This window comes from Marinobacter subterrani, assembly GCF_001045555.1.
Taxonomy (GTDB): domain Bacteria; phylum Pseudomonadota; class Gammaproteobacteria; order Pseudomonadales; family Oleiphilaceae; genus Marinobacter; species Marinobacter subterrani.
In genome coordinates this window covers 1,785,171-1,806,204 of record NZ_LFBU01000001.1, presented here as the reverse complement: position 1 = coordinate 1,806,204, position 21,034 = coordinate 1,785,171, and the positions used below count along the sequence as shown (strand labels likewise).

Below are 21,034 nucleotides of genomic sequence, written 5' to 3'. Positions count from 1 at the left end.
CCTGAATTCACACCTAAAATAAATACATGTATTTGATTTAGATGGTAAAAATTATCTTTTTGTAAGCGGAGTTTAACGTTTCGTTACGATAGGTTTCTGGCTGTCGGAACGCGGTGGTGAGGCAAAGCCATGTCCGGGTTGGCCCCTGCCACTGCGTTCTCCCAATTCGCCCCGAGGGTTCTGGCATTGCTTTCGCCAACGAATCTGATCGGGCTCTGCAAGGTTCACCGTTGGCGGGCCACTAAAACGACAGTCAGGGAGTTAGGGAAATGCGAATCAGTATTTTTGGTCTGGGGTATGTGGGTGCGGTCTGTACCGCCAGCCTCGCTCAGCGTGGGCATCACGTGGTTGGTGTGGATGTCTCTCCGGTCAAGATTGACCTGATCAACAACGGCAAATCGCCGATTGTCGAGCCGGGGCTGGAGGGCCTGCTCCAGACAGGCCGCAAGAACGGCTATATCACCGGCGTGATTGACGGCCACGTCGCAGTTCAGGAAAGCGAACTCTCGATGATCTGTGTGGGCACCCCCAGCAAGCCTAATGGTGACCTGGATCTCCAGTTCGTGGAAAAGGTCTGCGGTGATATCGGCAGGGCGCTGCGCGACAAGGGTGGCTGGCACCTGGTGGTGGTGCGCAGCACGGTTCTGCCGGGCACCGTTCGCAACGTGGTTATTCCCGCCCTGGAGCAGGCCTCCGGCAAGCAGGCCGGGATCGATTTCGGGGTCTGCGTGAACCCGGAATTCCTCCGCGAGAGCACCGCAATCAAGGACTACGATCACCCGCCCATCACCGTCATCGGCGAGCTGGATGAGCGCTCAGGGAAGCTTCTGGCGAGTATCTACGAGGATCTCGACGCTCCCATCATCCGCAAGCCCATCGAAGTGGCCGAGATGATCAAGTACACCTGCAATGTGTGGCATGCCACCAAGGTGAGCTTCGCCAACGAGATCGGCAATATTGCCAAATCCATGGGGGTCGACGGCCGCGATGTGATGGACGTGGTCTGCCAGGACAAGAAACTCAACATCTCCCGCTATTACATGCGCCCCGGTTTTGCCTTCGGCGGCTCCTGCCTGCCAAAGGATGTGCGGGCGCTGACCTATCGCGCCAGCCAGATGGATGTGAAGCACCCCCTGCTGAGCTCAATCATGAGCAGCAATAACGAGCAGGTGTCGCATGCCTTCAAGATCCTGGCCGGTTACGGCAGCCGCAAGATCAGCATGCTCGGCCTGAGCTTCAAATCCAATACCGACGATCTGCGCGAAAGCCCGCTGGTGGAGCTGGCCGAGATGCTGATTGGCAAGGGCTACGACCTGCAGATCTTTGACCGCAATGTGGATTACGCCCGAACCCACGGCGCTAACCGGGAATACATCAACCAGAAAATTCCCCATCTCTCGAACCTGATGCACAGCGATCTGCGGAGTGTGATCGACCACGCCGATGTGATTGTGGTGGGCAACAACGATGAACTGTTCGAGACGGTGATCGCGGAGGTTCCCGAAGGCAAACGGGTTGTCGACCTGGTGGGCTTCATGAAGACCACAACCAACGATGTGCTCGAAGGCATCTGCTGGTAGTGACCGGTTTGCGGATGCCCCCGGCGCCTGTTGAAGGGCGGGGGGCGTCTGGACTGGCACAGGCACGGAACGAACTTTCAGGAACCTGCGGCATGTCTTACATTTCCGACAATCCAGTATCCAGAGCCGGTGGCTGGCTGCTGTTTCTCGCGGCACTCGGAGCACTGGCTGTTTCCCTGCCAAGCACCTACACCGTGAGGGGCGGGGCGCACTTTCTTCTGGTGATCGGTGTGATTGGTATCTGGCGGTATTCCGTGGGTATCACGCACTTTCTGCGTGCAATGTATTTCCTCAAATGGGCGTATCCCCGGCTTCGGCGCCAGGCACGGGCGCTCGGCGAACTGGCTGCGCCTTCGCACGTCTATCTGATGGTGACCAGTTTCCGGATTGATTCTGGTACCACCGCCATGGTGTATCGCTCAATTATCAGCGAGGCCATTGAATGCCAGTGGCCTGTCACGGTTGTGGCATCGGTGGTGGAGCTCTCGGATGAAATGATCATGCGGGCTCTGTGGCGGAAGATGGCCCCGCCCGACCACGTTCAACTGAAGATTGTGCGCATTCCCGGTACCGGCAAGCGCGATGGTCTGGCCTATGGCTTCCGCGCCATTTCCAGGGACCTGCCGGATGAAAACGCCATTGTTGCCGTGGTGGACGGCGACACGGTGCTGGAGCCCGGCGTAGTCCGTAAAACCGCCCCTTACTTCCGGCTGATGCCCGATGTCGGCGCGCTTACCACCAATGAATTCTGCGAGGTTCGTGGCAGCTATTTGATGTCCGAGTGGCACAAGCTGCGGTTTGCCCAGCGGCACATGAATATGTGCTCCATGGGGCTGGCACGCAGGGTGCTCACACTCACCGGCCGGATGTCGATGTTCCGGGCCAGTGTGGTAACCCGCCCGGAGTTTATTGCCGATGTGGAATACGACTCTCTGAAGCATTGGCGGCTGGGGGAATTCCGGTTTCTCACCGGCGATGACAAGTCCAGCTGGTACAGCATGATGCGCCTGGGGTACGACACCTTCTATGTGCCTGACGCTTCCATCCGTACCGTGGAACATCCACCCGATCCGAGCTTCCTCCGGTCTGCCCGGCAACTGATGTTCCGCTGGTACGGCAACTCACTGCGCCAGAATTCCAGGGCAACCGGTTTGGGCCCACGGCGCTTGGGATGGTTTACCTGGTACGTGCTGTTCGATCAGCGCATCTCCATGTGGACCAGCATTCTGGGCCTGACCGCCGCGATTGTGGCTGCGATCAAGTATACCGGGCTGGTGTTGGTGGCCTACCTGTTGTGGATCGGTCTGACCCGGTTGTTGCTGAGCCTTTTGCTGACTGCCACCGGACACCCGGTGGGGCCGGCCTACCCATGCATTCTCTATTTCAATCAGATCTTCGGGTCACTGGTGAAAATCTATGTCTTTTTCCGGCTCGATCGCCAGTCCTGGACGCGACAGAAAACCCGTTTCAGCTCCGACAAAGCGTCGTTCCAGCAAAGGATGAATCGCTGGTCGTCGCGAATCATGACTCTGTCTGCGGGCAGCGTTTTTCTGGCGGTCGTCATGAAACTCGTCTGAAGCGGCAGGAGATGTTCTCTCATGCATCCATCATCGAATGAAAACAGATAAGGGCTAGAACAATGAATACGGCAGCAATTGCACCGCAATTCGTTCACGAATCCGAGGCTCAGCGGCAGTATGCCCGGGTCCGAATACCCGCACGGTTATTCGTGAAACTTGACGGCAGCACGCACAAATTTCCGGTGTCCGACCTCTCTGCTGGAGGCTTCAGTGTGAACACCGGGCTGGAATCCTTCCGCCAGGGGAGAGTTTACAACGGGCGTCTGGTTTTCAAGGTCGACGGCTTTGATTTTGCAATAGAAGTCAGCTTCGTGCCCCGGAATTTCGATTCCGGCAATGACCGTTGCGGTTGCGAGTTCCAGAATCTGGGAGCCCGCGAGGTCTCGGCATTGCGTTACCTGATAACAGCATTTCTCAGTGGCGAAGTGGTGTCTGCCGGTGACGTTCTCAACACCTTGTCCCGCGAGAATTTCACCAAGGCGCGGAAAAGCAAGGGCAGCCAGGACCTCGGTTTTTTCGGCAAGCTCAGGGCCATGGTTGGCAGTCTGATTGTGATGCTGATCGGGCTGTTTGCCATCAGCTTCGTGGCCTCTGAACTGTGGGATATCTATTTCGTGACCAAGGCGGAATCCGCGATGGTGGCGTCCGAGCAGATTCCTGTGCGCATTCCCAAAGATGCCAAGGTCACCACGCTGGTCAAGCAGGGCCAGGAGGTCAAGGCGGGGGAAGCCATCGCCACCTTCGACGCTCCCATGCTGTCGTACGTCAATGACCTGGTGGGCGAGGGTAGTTACAGCGTCGGGCAGATCGAGGAATTGCTGGATCAGCGGGTGCGCGGAACCTTGACCAGCCCCTGTGACTGCAAGGTGCTTAATCTCCGGCCGGCGGAAAACCAGTACATGAGCAAAGGTGAGCAGCTCGCGATTGTGGCGCCCATGGATGCCACCGCCCATGTGATCGCCAACTTCCTGTTTGAACAGGGCGAAAAGCTTGAGGAAGGGCAACAGGTGACACTGCGGTTGCCCAATGGCGTGGAACAGACCGGCCACATCACCTCGCTGTATGTGAACAGCCAGGCTCAGGGGGGGGCGATTGATGTTATCAGCGCCTTCATTGAGTCTGACCAGCCCCTGCCGACAGGTGCGATTGGGCGTCCTATCGGGGTCACGGTCGATCAGTTCCGGCTGCCGAGTCTGGATAAAGTGGTTGATCGGTTTGTGGAAGGCTGAGGGGTTGCCAAGCATGTTCCGTCAAGGATGCGTTATAAGCCTTCTATCCCTGGCCCTGGCCGGGTGTGGCAATCTCCCCGACATTCAGCGGGCAGAGCGGGCAGCGGCCAGCGGCAATGTCGAACAGGCCCGGGCACAGCTTGAGGAGCTGGCCCGTTTTGGCCTGGCCGATGCCCAGGTTGAACTTGGGGATCTATACGCCGAGGCGGATACGCCGGAGGCCCGTCAAAAAGCCCTGAGCTGGTACCGGAAAGCGGCCAAACAGGGCAGTGAACGCGCCAGCATCCGGATCGGCAAAATGAATGCCCGGGAGGGCATGACCCCCGAACAGCGGGCCAACGGTGCGAAATACCTCAGGAAAGCACTGGCGGAAGGCGACAAGTCGGCGCTGATACCGCTGGTGAACCTGTACATGAACTACCCCGGGGAATTTCCCGGCCGCGAGCCGCTGGAACTGATCAAACAGGCCCGTTCCGCCGGCGACCCCCGTGGCGATATGGCCCTGGCGCGCTACTACCTGCTGAACGGCCAGTTCGACGCTCGGGCGGAAGAGATCGAAGCCCTGTGCGTGCCCATTGCCGAGGCTCAGCCCGACTGTTTTCAGCTACTGGCCCGGGTCTATCTGTCCCAGGGGCGCAGCGACGACCTCAAGGCGCTGGTTGACCGGGCCACCAGCGCGTGGCGTGAAGGCACGATCGAGGATCGGGATCTTTACCTGTTTGCCCGCTGGCTGTCGGACGATGAATCGCCGCAGAAGCAGGTCGCCACCAGCAACGAACTCTTCAACCTGCTGATCCCCGACTACGTCCCGGCGCTGACCGCCAGGGCCAGGCTGATCATGGAGAACACCTACCTGGCGGAACCGAAGGTGGTGCTGGACATGCTCGAACGGGCCCGGGCCAACGGTGACCTGAAGGCCTCGCTGTCGCTGGCGCGGGCCTATGAACGGGGCGATATCGTCACAGCGGACCCAAAGAAGGCCATCAAATATGCCATGGAGGCGAGGGAAAAGTACCCCTCGGCGGATTACCTGCTGGGCCGCGTCTACAAGCGTGGTTATCTCGGCGAGCCGGCCCCGGAGAAGGCCAGGTTCTATCTGTTGAACGCAGCCCGCCGGGGCTTCCCGAAAGCGGATTATGCACTCGCGGAGCTCTTCTGGGAGGCCAAGGGTATCGAAGTCAATCGGCGCTATGCCTGGAGCTTTGCCCTGCTGGCCCATGAAGGTGGCGTTAAACGCGCCAAGGCCCTGCTGCTGGAGATGGTCCCGACCATGCCACACGACCTCGAAATGGCGGCCGAAGCGCTTCACAGGCGAGAACGCGCGGCCCGCCGCCAGATGCTCGCAGAAAGTACTCACGGCGCCGCCATGAACTCAGAACAAGGAGGATAAGCTCAATGCAGCTTGCAAAATATTTTCGGGTTAAGCGCCTCGCGCTTTCGGTCAGTTGCCTGGCCACTCTGGGGGCAACACCGGCCCTGGCCCAGTCCAATGATGAGAGTGAGTTGGATCAGAGCTATCCGAGACTGGTGGAGCAAAGCGTCCGGTCCAAAGTCAGCATCATCAGTGAGGGCGACCGGCGCCTCGGCCTGGGCCCGGATGGCGGAACAAAATCGACCGAAGCAGGGCTCGATATCAAGCCGGAATGGGTCTGGCAGCTCTCACCGAATTGGCGATCCAAATTGCGTCTTCAGGCCTTTGGTGCCACCGGTCAGGTTGATGTCAGCGACGAAATCGGCGGTACCACCACCGACGGGTTTTTTGCCCTGCGGGAAGCCTGGCTGGACTACAACGGGCTCAGTGACTACCCGGGCGAGTCTATTCGTTTCGGGCGTGAACGCTTGAAAGAAAACACCGGCCTGTGGTGGGACGACGACATCACGCTGGTCCGCTGGATCTTCGATACCTCTCTACTGGACAGCACCGTCGGTGTGGCCCGGAAGTTCGCCGAAATGCGCACGGACAGCAATGAACTCCAGGATGAGGAACAGGAAATTACCCGCTTCTTCGCGAAAACCCGCTGGCAGTGGCGCAAGAATCATTACCTGGGATTTCTGGTGACCCATGGCCAGGGTTCCGGCGACCAGGCCCAAGAAGCCGCAGAGCGTGGCCAGTCGTCTGACGAGATGTATACCGAATCACTCACCTGGGCGGCGGTTCAGGCCGATCAGGCCTACTTCGACTGGCACTCCCATGATGCTTTTCAGTATTTCGCCCAGGTTGGGGCGGTGCGAGGCACCGATTCCGTGGTTGGCCAGGACAGCGCTGCCCCCAGTGGCTACCGGGCCCGGGAACGGGATGTTGCCGGGTGGGCGGCGGATCTGGGTGTGCGGGCCCAACTGATGGATACGCCCCGCTGGGTTATCGGTGCCCACGGTGCCTATGCCTCCGGTGGCAGTGAACGGGGCGATACGGACGCGTTCCGGCAGACCAGCCTGGCGAGCAACCGCTCGCGCTTCACCGGCACCCGCTCGCAGGTCCAGCGCTTTGGTGAGGCAATCCAGCCGGAATGGAGCAATCTCAAGGTGGCCACGATCTACACCGCGCTATCTGACCGGGATACCTGGGATGCCAACCTGATCTACCACCGTTACTGGCTGGCCGACCAGGCCGGCACCCTCCGCTCGGATCTCATCGAGCCCGGCTTTACCGGCACCAGCGACGACCTTGGCCAATCGGTGGATCTGGTGCTGGGTTACTACGGCGATGACGCCACCTCGTGGGCACCTTTTGATGTCCGTCTGAGCGGTGGCGTGTTCATGCCGGGCGATGCCTATGGCGAGCAGGCCGATGACCTCAGGCATCGGGTGGTTCTGGATGTGTCCAAACGGTTTTGAGGAGAACGCATGAAAACCCCGAAAACATTGAGGGTTCTGTCTCTGTTGATCACGGTCCTGTTGGTACCGGGGCCGGCGAGCGCAGCCGCCGGGATTGCCGGCGAAACCGTCACCCCGCCTCCGGCAAAGGCGCCAGCGCTTGAAGACTATGGCTTGCAGATCAAGTCCGGCGAGGCCCTGTACCGGCCTGATCCCGTGCTTCCGGACCTGTCCCGCTTTACCCGTGAGGCGATAGAGTCCCGGCTGGCCGGGCGCCCCGATCAGGAACCCAGCGTCACGGTGGAACGTATCGGTGATGTCAGTGCACTGGGCGACTTTGTCGACGAGGGCCGGGCCCGGGAATGGGTAATCCGCCAGTTCTCCCACCCCCAGGCAATCCTGGTGAACAGCGGCAAGGTAACGCTGGAAGACGTTTACCGGCAGGTCGATGACGCCCGCTATATGGAGCGGGTGGGCGACGGCACTTACATTGTCCGGCTGCCGCTTGTGGTCCGCCATGGCGCGACGCTGGTGATTCGTGACCAGACGCTGCGGCTGTCCGAGGAGCGGGGGGCGTTCTTCGCAAATGATGGCTGGTTGTTTGTCATCGACAGCAAAATCCTGGGCTGGCGGGAACAAGCCAACGGCCCGGCCACCTTCCGGAAAAAAACGGATTTCCGCCCGTTTTTCGTTGGCTGGGGCGGCAGTGAGACCTTCATTCTGGGAACCACCATGGCCAGCCTGGGATACCACCAGAGTAAGTCCTATGGTTTTGCCATTGCCCAGTATTCGGACTTTGACAACGCCCGCCTGCAACGCAGTGCGCCCCATGCCTGGGTGGTGGAGTCTACCTTCGAGGACCTTTACTACGGCTTTTACTGCTATGAAGCCAAAGACGTGGCCGTCGTCAATAACGTCTACCGGGACAACATCGTGTACGGCATCGACCCCCACGATTATTCCGAGGGCCTGATTATCGCCGGCAATGAGGTGTACGGCACCCGGGAAAAGCACGGCATCATTATCTCCCGCCAGGTCAATAATAGCTGGATTATTGGAAATCGGAGCTATAACAACGGCTTGTCCGGCATCGTGCTGGATCGTCAAAGCCGTAACAACGTGGTGGCCAATAACGTCTCCTTTGACAATCATGGCGACGGTATTGGGCTGTATGAGTCTCCGGACAACCTGCTCTGGGGCAACCGGCTGATGAATAACCTCCGCAATGGTATCCGGGTGCGCAACAGTACCAACGTGGATCTGTACCACAACGTAGCGGTGCTCAATGGCACCTGGGGTATATACGGTCAGTTGAAAGACCTGTCGGCCACCGATCGTAACTTCAAGGAGGATTTCTACGATTACGAGGTCTCGATGGCGGTGGTCGGCGGCGAGCTGGCTTCCAATGCCAGCGGGCCCATTTCATCGGATAACCCTGAGTATATTGCCCTCTACAACGTGGGTATGCGGTTCCCAAGATCTGACGCGGGCATTCATTTTGAGGGTGTGCTCGGGCACTTCCAGACGCAGATTTTCGACGCCCTGCTGAATCAGGACCAGGCGGTTTTCATCAAACCGTCGGCCTCTGTGACAGGCAAGGTTACGCAGGTGGAGAACTGACATGGTCTTTTCCTCCAATATCTTCCTGTTCCTGTTCCTGCCGCTGTTTCTGGGGATCTATTACCTGACGCCGTTCAGGCACCGCTCACTGGTGATCCTGATTGGCAGCTACGCCTTCTACGCCTGGTGGCGGGTCGATTTCCTGGTGCTGTTCGTGGCGGTCACCGTGTGGAATTACCTGATTGGCCTGGGGATTCACCGGGCCGGTATTGGAACCGCCGGCGCCCGCAAGTGGGTTGCCGTGGGGGTCGCGGGCGATCTTGCCACCCTGGCGTATTTCAAATACGCCAATTTCGGTGTCGAGAGCCTGAATGAGCTGTTGGTGGCTGCGGGCAGTGAGCCGCTGGAGATGGCCAACATCATTCTGCCGATTGGCATTTCGTTCTATGTGTTTCAGGCGATTTCCTACGTGGTGGATGTCTATCGCGGTGACACTGAACCCACACGGAGGTTCGTCGACTTTGCAGCGTTCATTGCGCTGTTTCCCCAGCTCATTGCCGGCCCGGTATTGCGCTACAAGGACCTGGCGGACCAGTTTAACGAGCGCACCCACACCCTGGAGAAGTTTGGTGAAGGCTCGGTGAGGTTCATGCAGGGCTTTATCAAGAAAGTCTTCATTGCCGACTCCATCGCGCCACTGGCGGACAACGCCTTTGCGCTGGCCGATCCCACCATGGCGGATGCCTGGCTGGGCATCCTGGCCTATACGGCGCAGCTGTATTTCGATTTTTCCGGTTACTCGGATATGGCCATTGGCCTCGGGTTGATGATGGGGTTCCGGTTTCCTGAAAACTTCAATCAGCCTTACATCAGCCAGAGTATTACTGAGTTCTGGCGGCGCTGGCACATCAGCCTGTCGACCTGGCTGCGGGATTATCTCTACATCCCCCTGGGTGGCAATCGCAACAGCACCTTCAAAACCTACCGAAACCTGCTGCTCACCATGCTGCTTGGTGGCCTCTGGCACGGTGCCAACTGGACCTTCCTGTTGTGGGGCGCCTGGCACGGCCTGTTGTTGTCGATCGAGCGCCGGCTGGGTGTCCCGGGTAATCCGGCCGATTTCCGGTGGCTCCGATGGGCAAGCACGTTTCTGTTCGTGATGCTGGGCTGGGTGACCTTCCGGGCGGCCACGTTGGGTGACGCCTTCGGGTTCTACGGCGCCATGTTCAGTTTTGACGGTGCTGGCCTGAGTAGCCTGTACCTTCAGGGAATTCGTGATCTTAACCTGGCCATTCTTGCACTCGCCTACGGTGTGATTGCGTTGATGGGATTGCGCGATCGCCTGGGCCGGCGGGGTTTGCTCGATCCCGGTGCCATGGGGGGCATGGCACCGGCCTGGCGCTCTGCGACCGGACCGCTGCTGGTTCCGGTGTTTGCCCTGGCGGTGCTCAAGTTGTCCGCCGAGAGCTTTTCACCATTCCTTTATTTCCAGTTCTGAGAGGGCGCGATGACCAAATCTGCCGCAACCTTGACCGCCTTTCTGTTTATCGCCCTGGTGCTGGTACTCGGGGTGCTGTCCGTCCGGCCCCTGGCTGGCTATGAGGGGCCGGACAACCTGAGCCTGGTCAATGGCGAATGGGCGAGGGACCTGGAGAGCCACTACGACGACCGGTTCCCGGCCCGTGACCTGGGCACCAATCTCTGGGCTGCCATCAACTATTCGCTGTTTGAGGAGGGCCGGCTCGGGGTCGTGGTTGGCCGCCAGGACTGGCTGTTCAGTGACGAGGAGTTCTATCCGGCCAGGCCTGACCAGCATCTGGTTAGCCTTAATCTCGAACGGGTAACCCGGGTCAGCCAGTACCTGCGCGCCCGGGGTATCCCGCTGGTGCTACTGGTGGTGCCGGCCAAGGCCCGCATCTACTCGGAAAAGCTCGACGACACCCGGCCACAGCCTGTGATGACATCTCTTTACCAGCGGTTCCTGAGAACCCTGACGGCCGCAAACGTCGCGGCGCCGGATCTGGCCCCGGCAATGGAGCAGGCCCAGCGGGAGGGGCAGCGGGTGTTCCTGCGCACCGATACCCACTGGACGCCGGTGGGTGCGGATCTGTTTGCCCGGCATGCGGCGAGTTTTATCCGTGACCGTTTCCCACAGCAGTCCTGGGGAGAAAAGACCTATGTCACCTCGGTGGCGGAGCCGATCAAGCACCGGGGGGATCTGCTGACTTACATCCCGGTGGCCCCGGCGTTTTCCGAACTCGGCCCGAAACCGGATCTGCTCAAGCCACGGACAACCGAATTGGCTGCCAGCCCCGCCAGCAATGCCGGAGCCCTGTTTGGCGCAACCCGGGCCGCAACGGTGCTGGTGGGCACCAGCTACAGTGCCAATCGCCTCTGGAATTTCCCGGGGGCGTTACGGCAGCACCTGGGACGGGATCTGATCAATGTGGCGGATGAGGGCAAAGGGCCGATCCAGCCAATGACCGACTACCTGCAATCGTCCGATTTTCAGGATCACCCGCCCCGGTTGGTGATCTGGGAATTTCCTGAGCGCTACCTGGCGCAGCCGCTGGAGTCTGACCAGGCCCTGGCATGGTTCCGTCAGGCGGATAACCTGCTGGCCGCCAAGTCCGGCCGCAATTCTGAAACCAACCCGTGAGGATCATCACCATGAAAATGCTAATGCACTCTGCCTTGTTAGTTTTGATCAGTCTTGTTGTCGCCGTTAACACAGCCCAGGCCGGCGAGGATGCGTTGTACGCGGCCGAAGCACCGGACGGTGCGGCATTTATCCGAGTAGTGAACGCCGATGCCAGCGGCTCGCTGGCCCAGGCTGCGATTGGCGGCAAGCTTATCACTGAAGTGGAGCCCCTGGCGGCGAGCCCCTACATCTACCTTCCGGCCGGTACCTACCAGCTTGAGGTTGCAGGCCACTCAACCCCGGTTCGTATGGGAAAAAACGAGTTCTACACCGCGGTTGTGCTGGATTCCGGTGAGACGAAAGTGCTCAAGGACGTGACCTTCGATAACCCCCGAAAAGCACTGCTGTCGTTCTACAACCTGACGAGCGAGGGTGGTGTGAGCCTGAGAACGGCAGATGGCAAGGTTGCTGTCATTGAATCGGTGGATTCGCTCAACGTCGATAATCGCGAGATCAATGCCGTCAAGATCATGCTGGGTGCCTTCCAGAGTGGTGAGCCGCTCGCCAAAACCCCTCAGATCAGCCTTCAGCGGGGCAAGGTATTCAGTGTGTTTGCCATTGATGTCGGTGGTTCGCCACGTTTGGTGGTGGCTGAGAACCGGGTGGATACCTCGGTATGAAGCAGGGTTTGCCATATCGCGGGTTCTGGCTGCTGTTACTGGCCGCTCTGGTCGGCGGCTGGGCCTCGTCGTCCAGCGCTGTTGAGCCGCCGGAGTACGACATCCAGCGATGCTGTGATTTGTGCCCGGCGACCGCCTCCCCGGCAAGCTACGACACCAGTTATCTGAAGAACTTTAAGATGCTGGTACCGGGGGAGGACGGCTGGCTGTTCAGGTCTGAGGCCGAACTGGTGGAGCAGTTCGGGCCTGACCTGGAAGGTCTCAGGCACCTCAAACGGTTTGCGCAGCACCTGAAAAAGACCACCGGCACGGAGCTGGTGATGGTATTCCAGCCGACGAAAGGGCTGGTGCATCCCGACCGCTTGCCGGACACCTCACCGGTGCCGTTTAACTGGAGCCTGGCCCGGCATAGCTATGGGGCGGCGCTCGAACGGTTTCGCCAGGCCGGGCTGGTGGTGCCGGATCTGACCCCGTTGCTGGGGCAGCCGACCGGCGAGGAGGCCTATTACTTCAAGCGTGATCACCACTGGACACCCTACGGTGCCCGGCGCACCGCAAGACTGGTGGCTGACAGGATCAAAAAAATGCCCGTGTACCAGTCGCTTTCGAAACAGGAGTTCGTTACCTACCGGTCCGGCCTGATCCGCAAGGACGGTTCGCTGCAGGATGCGGCGCGCCGAATCTGTGGGTTCGCCTACGGCTCCCAGTATGTCGACGAGTTCCGCACGGAATCTTCCGGTACCGGGGCGGCAGCGGGCGCCAGTGCGCTGTTTGGTGACCAGGGGCTGCCACCGATCACACTGGTGGGAACCAGTAACAGCAAGGGCGCCCAGGATTACAACTTTGTGGGCTCGCTCCAGGAATTCCTGGGCGTGGAGATCCTCAACGTGGCGGTTGCCGGGGGCAGTTATGACGGATCCATGTTCGAGTATCTGATGTCTGACAACTTCCGCCAGTCACCCCCGAAGATTCTGATCTGGGAGGTGCCCGCCTACCACAACCTGGACAGCAGCGAATTTTATCGACAGGTGACGCCGTTGGTCAGTGGCGGTTGTGAAGGCACCAAGCCGGTATTGCAGGAAACCACAACCATAGAATCCGGTGTCAACGAGGTGCTCTACAACGGCGGTGGCCAGTTCATCGAGATGCCCAGCGACGACTATGTGGTGGACCTGCAGTTCAGTGACCCCGCCGTAAAGGAAGTGGAAGCCTCCATCTGGTTCGTCTTCGGTCGCAATGACCGGGTGGACATGGAATATGGCGATCGCGTGGAAACCCCGGGGCGATTCGTTTTCGAGCTCCCGGAAGGTCCGGACTGGAACGACGAGAAGTTCATGTCACTGGATCTCGAACTTGAACCCGAGCAGGTCAGTGAGGGGCTCACGGTCACTGCGAAGATATGTCGGCGTCAGGATATCTGACGCACATTCACCCAGTGGAAGGAGAGGATAGCCATGAAGATCCGACAACGGTCCGGGCCGGGACAATGGCGCCGGACACTTTTGACGGCAGCGGTATCCACAGTTTTCGGAGTAAGCACGGTCCACGCCGGCCAGTGCATTGAGGGCGAACTGCGCGCACCGGCGGGCTACTACCAGATTCCGGCGCGGGATGACGGTGGCGATTACGATTGCGAGCGGGTGGAGCCCCATGTGGGTGGCTTGTCATTCACCAGCAAGTATCAGGGCAGCGACGATGCCCGAAACGAACTCAACGAGGAGGCCCAGCTGGCCTACAAGGAGGCCACCGAAAAGATTCGCAGCTTTGAGAAAGCCGTGATCGCCGCCACGGACGATTATCAGGTGGACGGCGATGGCATACCCGCACTGAATTGCGTGATGGACAATCTGGATGCCTGGGCCAGTGCGGATGCGCTGCTGACCGACGATATCAATCATGTTGGCCAGGCGGTGCGGAAATGGGCCTTGGCGGCCGCGGCCAACGCCTATCTGCGGGCCGCTGCGTCTGCGCCCGAAGGGGCGCTTGACGCCGCTCAGTCAGAGCGGATTGAACGCTGGTTCCGGCAGCTCAGTGATGGCGTTCGCGCCTACTACACCGACCGAGACCCCGAGAAGGTCAACAACCATGATTACTGGGCTGCCTGGGCGGTCATGTCGGCGGCGGTGGCGACCCAGGAATGTGGTGACTGGAGCTGGTCGCTGGCGAAATTTGACGAAGCCATGGGGCAGATCAACCCGGAGGGTTACCTGCCCAGAGAGCTCAGCCGGGAAACCCGGGCCCTGGAATACCTTAATTACGCCATGCAGCCCCTGACGATGATCGCGACCTTTGCGGAGGTGAACGGCTACCCGCTGCATGATGACTACCAGAGTGAGTTCCACGCGCTGGCAAGAAACGTCGTTGCCGGACTTGAATCTCCGGAACTTGTCGGTGACCTGGTGGGGTATGAACAGATCACAGACGGGCTCTACAAGTCCTGGTCACTCGCCTGGATGGAACCCTGGCAGGTGATGTGGGGGGATGTCGAGGGCATGTCTGGCTTCCTGGAAGACCTGCGGCCGATGAAATCCACCCGGCTGGGTGGGGACATTTCCTATCTGTACCGGGTTGACCCGTTATGGCCCGTCGACGCGAGGCCCAACCCGCCGGGCGATCTCAAATTACGTGACACATAAATATCCCTGAGGGGCCCGGAGCCGTCTTCGGTCGCCCCGGAACCTGCCCACGGAATATCTCCGGGGCAGCCAATCGAAGAGCAAAGGAGCAGGACAATGATTCCAGTCATTCTCTCAGGTGGTAGCGGTTCCAGACTCTGGCCGCTGTCGCGCCAGGCCTACCCGAAACAGTTTCTCCCGCTGGTGGGAGAGCAAAGCATGTTGCAGCAGACCCTGAGCCGGCTGCCCGTTGATGATCTTGAAGCGCCGGTGGTGGTGGCCAACGACGAGCACCGGTTCATCGTCAAGGAGCAGTTGGCGGCGATCGGCCGGGAGCCCATGTCGATTTTGCTGGAACCATTCGGGCGCAATACCGCACCGGCGGTTGCGCTGGCCGCCATAGAGGTCGCCCGCAAGGATCCCAAAGCGATTATGTTGATCCTGCCGGCAGATCATGCCATAGAAGATACCGAGGCTTTCCGCGCTGCGGTCGTCAAAGGGGAGGAAGTGGCCCGATCCGGTGGCCTGGTGCTGTTTGGCATCACACCCACGCGCCCGGAAACCGGTTACGGGTATATCGCGGCCGGTCAGTCGGGAGCGGCGCCCGGCGGGGCCAGGCCGGTATCGCGCTTTATCGAGAAGCCAGATGCGGAAAAGGCCGCTGCGTTGCTCTCGGCCGGCGGCTATTACTGGAACAGCGGCATGTTCATGTTCCGCGCAGACAGCTATCTGTCGGAGCTCAAGAAACACAGCCCGGATATCTACGACACCTGCCTGCTGGCGGCCCGGAGCTTCAGCCGGGACATGGCCTTCACCCGTATTCCGCCGGAAATTTTCGAACACTGCCCGGACGACTCCATTGACTACGCGGTCATGGAAAAGACCTCCAGGGCCCTGCTGGTGCCCATGGACGCCGGCTGGAGCGATGTTGGCTCCTGGTCAACGATCTGGGACGTGACCACCAAGGACGACCAGGCCAACGCAGTGGTGGGCGACGCCTGCCTGGAAGGTGCCAGTGGCTGCCTGGTGCATGCCTCGGACAAACTTGTTGCCCTGCTGGGGGTCAAGGATCTGGTCGTGGTCGACACCAAGGATGCGGTGATGGTGGCCCACCGGGACAATGTCCAGGATGTGAAAAAACTGGTGGCCCGGCTGAACGGCCAACAGCGCCCGGAAACCCGGACTCATCGGCAGGTCTATCGCCCCTGGGGCAGCTACGACAGCATCGATACTGGCAACCGGTTCCAGGTCAAGCGCATCACCGTCAAGCCCGGTGAACGGCTGTCGCTGCAAAAACACAATCACCGTGCGGAGCACTGGATCATTGTTCGTGGTACCGCCGAGGTGACCCGCGATCAAGAGACCTTTCTGTTGTCGGAGAACGAATCCACCTACATCCCTATCGGCTCGGTGCACCGCCTGTTCAACCCGGGACGGATTCCGCTGGAGCTGATCGAGGTGCAGTCTGGTGCCTACCTGGGTGAAGACGATATCGAACGCCTGGACGACCGGTATGGCCGGTCCACACCGCAGGCGGATGTGAAGGAACAGGCAATTCCGGTGATGTCCGAACGGGTGTGAAACGGCTCGCAAACTCCGTTCCCGGGCCTGCCCGGGCGGAGCGTGCGTGATGGATGTTAACAGGAATTTTGGGAGACACTGTTATGGATTTGTCCTGTTTTAAAGCCTACGACCTGCGTGGCCGTGTGCCGGATCAACTGAACCCCGAACTGGCCGAGCGCATCGGCCGTGCCTATGTCGATCTGACGGCCGCGAAGCGAGTGGTTGTTGGCTACGATATCCGGCTTTCCAGCCCCGAGATCGCCACCGCGCTGAGCGCCGGACTCAAGGCAGCGGGCGCTGACGTCTACGACATCGGGCTGTGTGGCACCGAACAGGTGTACTTCGCCACCAGTTACTACAACATGGATGGCGGCATCATGGTTACCGCCAGCCACAATCCGAAAGACCACAATGGCATGAAACTGGTGGGGCCGGAATCCCGGCCGATCAGTTCGGATAATGGTCTCAACACCCTTCGCGACCGGGTTCACGGGCCGTTTGAAGATGCGCCGACGTTCGGGCGCTCGGAATGCCTGACCATTGAAGTGGATTACATCAATCACCTGCTGGGGCTTGTAGACGAGGGAGCGTTGAGCCCGCTCAAAATCGTGGTGAATGCCGGCAATGGTGGTGCCGGGCCGGTGATTGATGCACTTGCCCGACGGCTGCCGTTCGAGTTTGTGCGGCTGCATCATCAGCCCGATGGCCATTTTCCCAACGGTGTGCCCAATCCCCTGCTGGAAGAGAACCGGGCGGTAACCGCCGAGGCTGTGTTGCGCGAAGGTGCGGACATGGGGATTGCCTGGGATGGCGACTACGACCGCTGCTTCTTCTTTGATGAGAAGGGCCGGTTTATCGAAGGCTATTACATCGTCGGCCTGCTGGCAGACCAGTTCCTGCGCAAAATGGGCGGTGGCCGGATTATCCACGACCCACGCCTGACCTGGAACACCCGGGATCTGGTGCAGGCCGCAGGCGGCAAGGCCATCGAGTGCAAAACCGGCCATGCCTTTATCAAACAGAGGATGCGTGATGAAGACGCCCTTTATGGGGGCGAAATGAGCGCACACCACTACTTCCGCGACTTCGCCTACTGCGACAGTGGCATGATCCCCTGGCTCCTGGTTGCCGAGCGCCTGTGCCAGAGCGGCCAGACCCTGTCATCGCTGATTGATGCCCGCATAGAGGCCTACCCGGCCAGTGGCGAGATCAACCGGACCGTGGACGATCCCGCCCGGCTGATCGAGGCCATCGAAGAAATCTACGGCGCCGATGCGGTCTCGGTCGGCCATGTCGATGGCCTGAGCGTGGAATTTGAACGCTGGCGGTTCAACCTCCGCATGTCCAACACCGAGCCGGTGGTCCGGTTGAACGTGGAATCCCGGGGCGATATCGCCCTGATGAAGGAGAAAACCATGGAATTGCTGACTGCCATGGAGCAGGCCGGCCGCAACTGACCGCAAAAGTTGGTACAAACTCTGCTGAGTAACCTCTCAGTGTGTCCCGTACGCGCCCGCACAAGGAAGCCTGCACCTTAACAGTGCAGAAAGCCCGTTCAGGGCGGGGCGCGTGCCCTATTTCAATCACAATGAGAGGAACCAGTCATGATGAACAAGGAGTTGATGACCGCGAAGATCCTTGAAGCCAAAGCTACCCAGGGCGTTTCCTGGGAGGGCCTGGCCAAGGCCATCAGCATGTCCCCGGTGTTTACCACGTCGGCGTGCCTGGGCATGAATAGTTTGACGGAAGACAAGGCCCTGGCGCTCTGTGAAACCCTTGGCCTGGACAAGTCCGTGGCCGAGGCCCTGCAAGTGTGCCCGAAGAAAGCCTGGGATGGTGCCGTTCCGCAGGATCCGCTGATCTATCGCCTGTATGAGGTGGTTGGCGTCTACGGCGATACCATGAAAGAACTGATCCATGAGAAATTCGGTGACGGCATCATGAGTGCCATCGACTTCACCATGGATATCGAGAAGGAAGAGAATCCGAAGGGTGACCGTGTTGTTGTGACCATGAACGGGAAGTTCCTGCCCTATAAGGCCTGGTAACGTCAGGGTCTTTAACTTCGGAGTTTCCGTCCCTGTAGCCTGTGGGTTGAGGGGCGGGCTTGCGGGGTGGCAGGTGGAGTTTTTCTTGGAAAAAGTAACTCGCTTCGCTCAGACATCTTTTTCCGGCGAAAAATCCACAAGCCACCCCGCGCCGACGTGCAACGCGGGTTCACAGGTTTAAAGATTTGTGTGCTTTTGTAGGTTGGATTAGCCGCAGGCGTAATCCAGCAGTTTTTGTCGGATTACGCTTCGCTAATCCGACCTACAAACTTGTTCTTCAGAAATATCGATGCTGCCCGTCGGTAGGGGGTGGGGGTATCTTTTCTGACAGGGAAAAGATGTCTGAGCGCAGCGAGTTGCTTTTCCCCGAAGACAAGATACCCCCACCCCCGTACCTGCCCGACAAATCTCAGGCTGCAGAAAGGACGATACCCCCGAAGCCTCAGGCCGAACGAGACCGGGCCACAGAACCAGACCCCAAGGCAACCTCGGCAACCGTATGCAGCTTCTCCAGTTGCGACTGCAACATCGCAATCGGACGAGTGCCTTCCAGGGTCAGGACGATATCCAGATACTCCCCGGCGGTCTCCACTGCCATGGTGGCAATCCGGAACCCGCGTATGCGGACTACCTGGCAGAGCCGCTCCAGGGCCGCGGCTTCCTGGGTCATGCGGCAGTTGATGGTATAGCTGGGTGTCGAAGGCTGGCTTTTCGGGTTCATGCAACATGCTCCTTGCTGGCTTTGGACGTGCGGGCGGTTTCGTCGATCATGTCGGTATTGCTGGCGCCAGGTTTGACGATGGGCCAGACGTTCTCTTCCCGGCTGATGGCCACGTGCAGCAGCATCGGGCCGTTGTAGGCCAGGATGGTTTCGATGCCGCGGCGGATCTGGTCGGTGCGTTCGATGCGCAGGGCCGGGATATCGAAGGCCCGGGCCATGGCGACAAAATCCGGGTTGTCGTCCAGGTTTATCTGGCTTTCCCGGTTGTTGTAGAAGAGTTCCTGCTGCTGGCGCACCATGCCCAGGCACTGGTTGTCCATGACGATCAGTTTCAGCGGCAGGTTGTAGCGGCGGATGGTGGCCAGTTCCTGGGCGTTCATCATGAACGAGCCATCACCGGTCACGTTGATGACGGTGCTATTGCGGTCAGCAAACTGGGCGCCGATGGCGGCTGGCAGGCCGAACCCCATGGTACCCAGGCCGCCGCTGGTGAGGTGGTGGCGTGGGTGATCGAATTCGTAGTGCTGGGCGACCCACATCTGGTGCTGGCCGACATCGCAAGCGATCACGGTATCATCCGGGGCAATCCGGGAGAGCTGGCGGATAAAGGCAGGGCCGGTGATCGGGGCCATCGGATCATCGTTATCCGCCGCATGGAAGCCGCCCGTGGTATGCCAGGTTCGGCACTGTTTCTGCCAGTCGCTGATGGCCAGTGGCCTGTCCTGCAATGCTTTGGTCAACGCCTCGAGAATGTCATTCAACTCCCCGCGGATGGCCAGGTCGGCCGGGCGCAGTTTGTTGATTTCGGCGGCATCGGCGTCAATGTGGATCATTCTGGCGTTGGGGGCGAAGCCATCCAGTTTGCCGGTGGCGCGATCGTCCAGGCGGGCGCCGATGACCAGCAACAGGTCGCACTCGTCCACGGCTTTGTTGGCAGCCCGGGAGCCGTGCATGCCCAGCATGCCGAGGTTGTAAGGATTGTGTTTGCCGGGGTTGCCGATGCCCTTCAGGGTCACTACCGCTGGCAGGGCGGAGGATTCGGCAAAGGTCCGGAAGCTGTCCTCGGCGTGGGCCAGGCTGATACCACCGCCGGTATAGAGCAGGGGCTTGCGGGCTGAGCGCAGCATGGCCAGGGCTTCGGTCATGTCCGGGCAATTGCTGATCTGAGCTTCGGGCTGCGGGAGAGGCGCATCGGCAACGTCGGCCAGCAACAGGTCTTTGGGAATATCAATCCAGACCGGCCCGGGGCGACCGCTTTGGGCCAGTTCGATCGCCTCTTCCATGACGGCGGGCAGGCTGTCCGCGTCGTCAATCAGGTAGCTGTGTTTGACGATGCCCAGGGTCATGCCCAGTACGTCGGTTTCCTGGAAGGCGTCGGTGCCGATCAGGCCCGAAGGCACCTGGCCGGTGATCACCAGCATGGGGATGGAATCCCGGTGAGCGTTGGCAACACCAGTGATCAGGTTGGTGGCACCGGGGCCGGAAGTGGCAATACATACCCCCAGCTCGCCGCTGGCCCGGGCATAGCCGTCGGCGGCGAGGGCACAGACCTGTTCGTGGCGGCACAGCACATGCTCCACACCCACATCATCCACCAGCGCGTCGTAAAGCGGCATGATGCAGCCGCCCGGGTAGCCAAAAACCGTGCGGATGTTGTGGCGGTGGAACGCGTCAAGAATGTGCTGTGCGCCGTTCATGGTCGTTTTTCCCTTTTCTTTTGCCCTAAAAAAAGAAACCCCCGGGACCTTTCGGTGCCGGGGGCTTCTGGTGTCTTGTCAGGTTTGTCGCTATCTCACCCGCTTGTCCACGCAGAAGCCCCCGGACGGTACCACGACCACCAGGACAAGCTTCACAAGGACAATCACTGCGTTGAGATTCATAAAATCGACAGTCAGCTCTGAATTCGTTAAAAGATTCTGTGTAGAATCTACCCCACGTTTTTAGCCTGATGCAACCGATAATTATCGGTTTTTTCTGACAGCTTCACGAAAGGACTCAAAATT

Annotated in this window: 16 protein-coding genes; 14 read left to right on the top strand and 2 right to left on the bottom strand. The window is 59.7% G+C overall.

Annotation, left to right across the window (positions count from 1 at the left end; translation table 11 throughout):
* Nucleotides 1–269: 269 nt before the first annotated feature.
* The 14 genes from msub_RS08475 to cynS all read left to right on the top strand — a co-directional run bounded on the left by msub_RS08475 (nt 270) and on the right by cynS (nt 18,310).
* Nucleotides 270–1,580: a nucleotide sugar dehydrogenase gene (locus msub_RS08475; RefSeq protein WP_048495603.1), complete on the top strand. Its 1,311-nt coding sequence runs from the start codon at nt 270–272 to the stop codon at nt 1,578–1,580.
* 92 nt (nt 1,581–1,672) lie between these two features.
* Nucleotides 1,673–3,157, top strand: coding sequence for a glycosyltransferase family 2 protein (locus msub_RS08470; protein WP_048495602.1), 1,485 nt, complete (start codon nt 1,673–1,675; stop codon nt 3,155–3,157).
* Between the two features lie 62 nt (nt 3,158–3,219).
* The gene (locus msub_RS08465; RefSeq protein ID WP_048495601.1) at nt 3,220–4,389 is read left to right on the top strand and encodes a PilZ domain-containing protein; all 1,170 of its coding nucleotides are present in this window, start codon (nt 3,220–3,222) and stop codon (nt 4,387–4,389) included.
* 13 nt (nt 4,390–4,402) lie between these two features.
* Nucleotides 4,403–5,779 (top strand): SEL1-like repeat protein, encoded by a 1,377-nt coding sequence (locus tag msub_RS08460; RefSeq protein WP_048495600.1) that lies wholly within the window; start codon nt 4,403–4,405, stop codon nt 5,777–5,779.
* A gap of 5 nt (nt 5,780–5,784) precedes the next feature.
* A complete protein-coding gene (locus tag msub_RS08455) occupies nt 5,785–7,224 on the top strand; it encodes an alginate export family protein (RefSeq protein ID WP_048495599.1) in 1,440 nt (479 codons plus the stop codon).
* A gap of 9 nt (nt 7,225–7,233) precedes the next feature.
* A complete protein-coding gene (locus tag msub_RS08450; protein ID WP_048495598.1) occupies nt 7,234–8,823 on the top strand; it encodes a NosD domain-containing protein in 1,590 nt (529 codons plus the stop codon).
* 1 nt (nt 8,824) lies between these two features.
* Nucleotides 8,825–10,261, top strand: coding sequence for an MBOAT family O-acyltransferase (locus tag msub_RS08445; protein WP_048495597.1), 1,437 nt, complete (start codon nt 8,825–8,827; stop codon nt 10,259–10,261).
* Nucleotides 10,262–10,270: 9 nt separating this feature from the next.
* Nucleotides 10,271–11,422, top strand: a complete 1,152-nt coding sequence (locus msub_RS08440; protein WP_048495596.1) for an alginate O-acetyltransferase — start codon at nt 10,271–10,273, stop codon at nt 11,420–11,422.
* 11 nt (nt 11,423–11,433) lie between these two features.
* Nucleotides 11,434–12,084 carry an alginate O-acetyltransferase AlgF gene (locus tag msub_RS08435; RefSeq protein WP_156182735.1) on the top strand — a complete coding sequence of 217 codons (651 nt, stop codon included), beginning with the start codon at nt 11,434–11,436 and terminating at the stop codon, nt 12,082–12,084.
* Nucleotides 12,081–13,505 carry an alginate O-acetyltransferase AlgX-related protein gene (locus msub_RS08430; protein ID WP_048495594.1) on the top strand — a complete coding sequence of 475 codons (1,425 nt, stop codon included), beginning with the start codon at nt 12,081–12,083 and terminating at the stop codon, nt 13,503–13,505. The genes msub_RS08435 and msub_RS08430 overlap by 4 nt, the downstream gene beginning before the upstream one ends.
* A gap of 33 nt (nt 13,506–13,538) precedes the next feature.
* Nucleotides 13,539–14,720: an alginate lyase family protein gene (locus msub_RS08425; protein WP_082146435.1), complete on the top strand. Its 1,182-nt coding sequence runs from the start codon at nt 13,539–13,541 to the stop codon at nt 14,718–14,720.
* A gap of 96 nt (nt 14,721–14,816) precedes the next feature.
* On the top strand, nt 14,817–16,280 hold the full coding sequence (locus msub_RS08420; RefSeq protein ID WP_048495592.1) for a mannose-1-phosphate guanylyltransferase/mannose-6-phosphate isomerase: 1,464 nt from the start codon (nt 14,817–14,819) through the stop codon (nt 16,278–16,280).
* 83 nt (nt 16,281–16,363) lie between these two features.
* Nucleotides 16,364–17,719, top strand: coding sequence for a phosphohexomutase domain-containing protein (locus tag msub_RS08415; RefSeq protein WP_048495591.1), 1,356 nt, complete (start codon nt 16,364–16,366; stop codon nt 17,717–17,719).
* A gap of 147 nt (nt 17,720–17,866) precedes the next feature.
* Entirely contained in the window at nt 17,867–18,310 is a 444-nt protein-coding gene (gene cynS, locus msub_RS08410) for a cyanase (RefSeq protein WP_048495590.1), read from the top strand.
* 442 nt (nt 18,311–18,752) lie between these two features.
* Here the strand turns inward: cynS and msub_RS08405 are convergent, their stop codons facing one another.
* Together msub_RS08405 and ilvG are read right to left on the bottom strand one after the other, a co-directional pair.
* Nucleotides 18,753–19,031, bottom strand: coding sequence for an ACT domain-containing protein (locus msub_RS08405; protein WP_048495589.1), 279 nt, complete (start codon nt 19,029–19,031; stop codon nt 18,753–18,755).
* Nucleotides 19,028–20,728 carry an acetolactate synthase 2 catalytic subunit gene (gene ilvG, locus msub_RS08400; protein ID WP_048495588.1) on the bottom strand — a complete coding sequence of 567 codons (1,701 nt, stop codon included), beginning with the start codon at nt 20,726–20,728 and terminating at the stop codon, nt 19,028–19,030. Before ilvG ends, msub_RS08405 begins: the two co-directional genes overlap by 4 nt.
* Nucleotides 20,729–21,034: the final 306 nt, after the last annotated feature.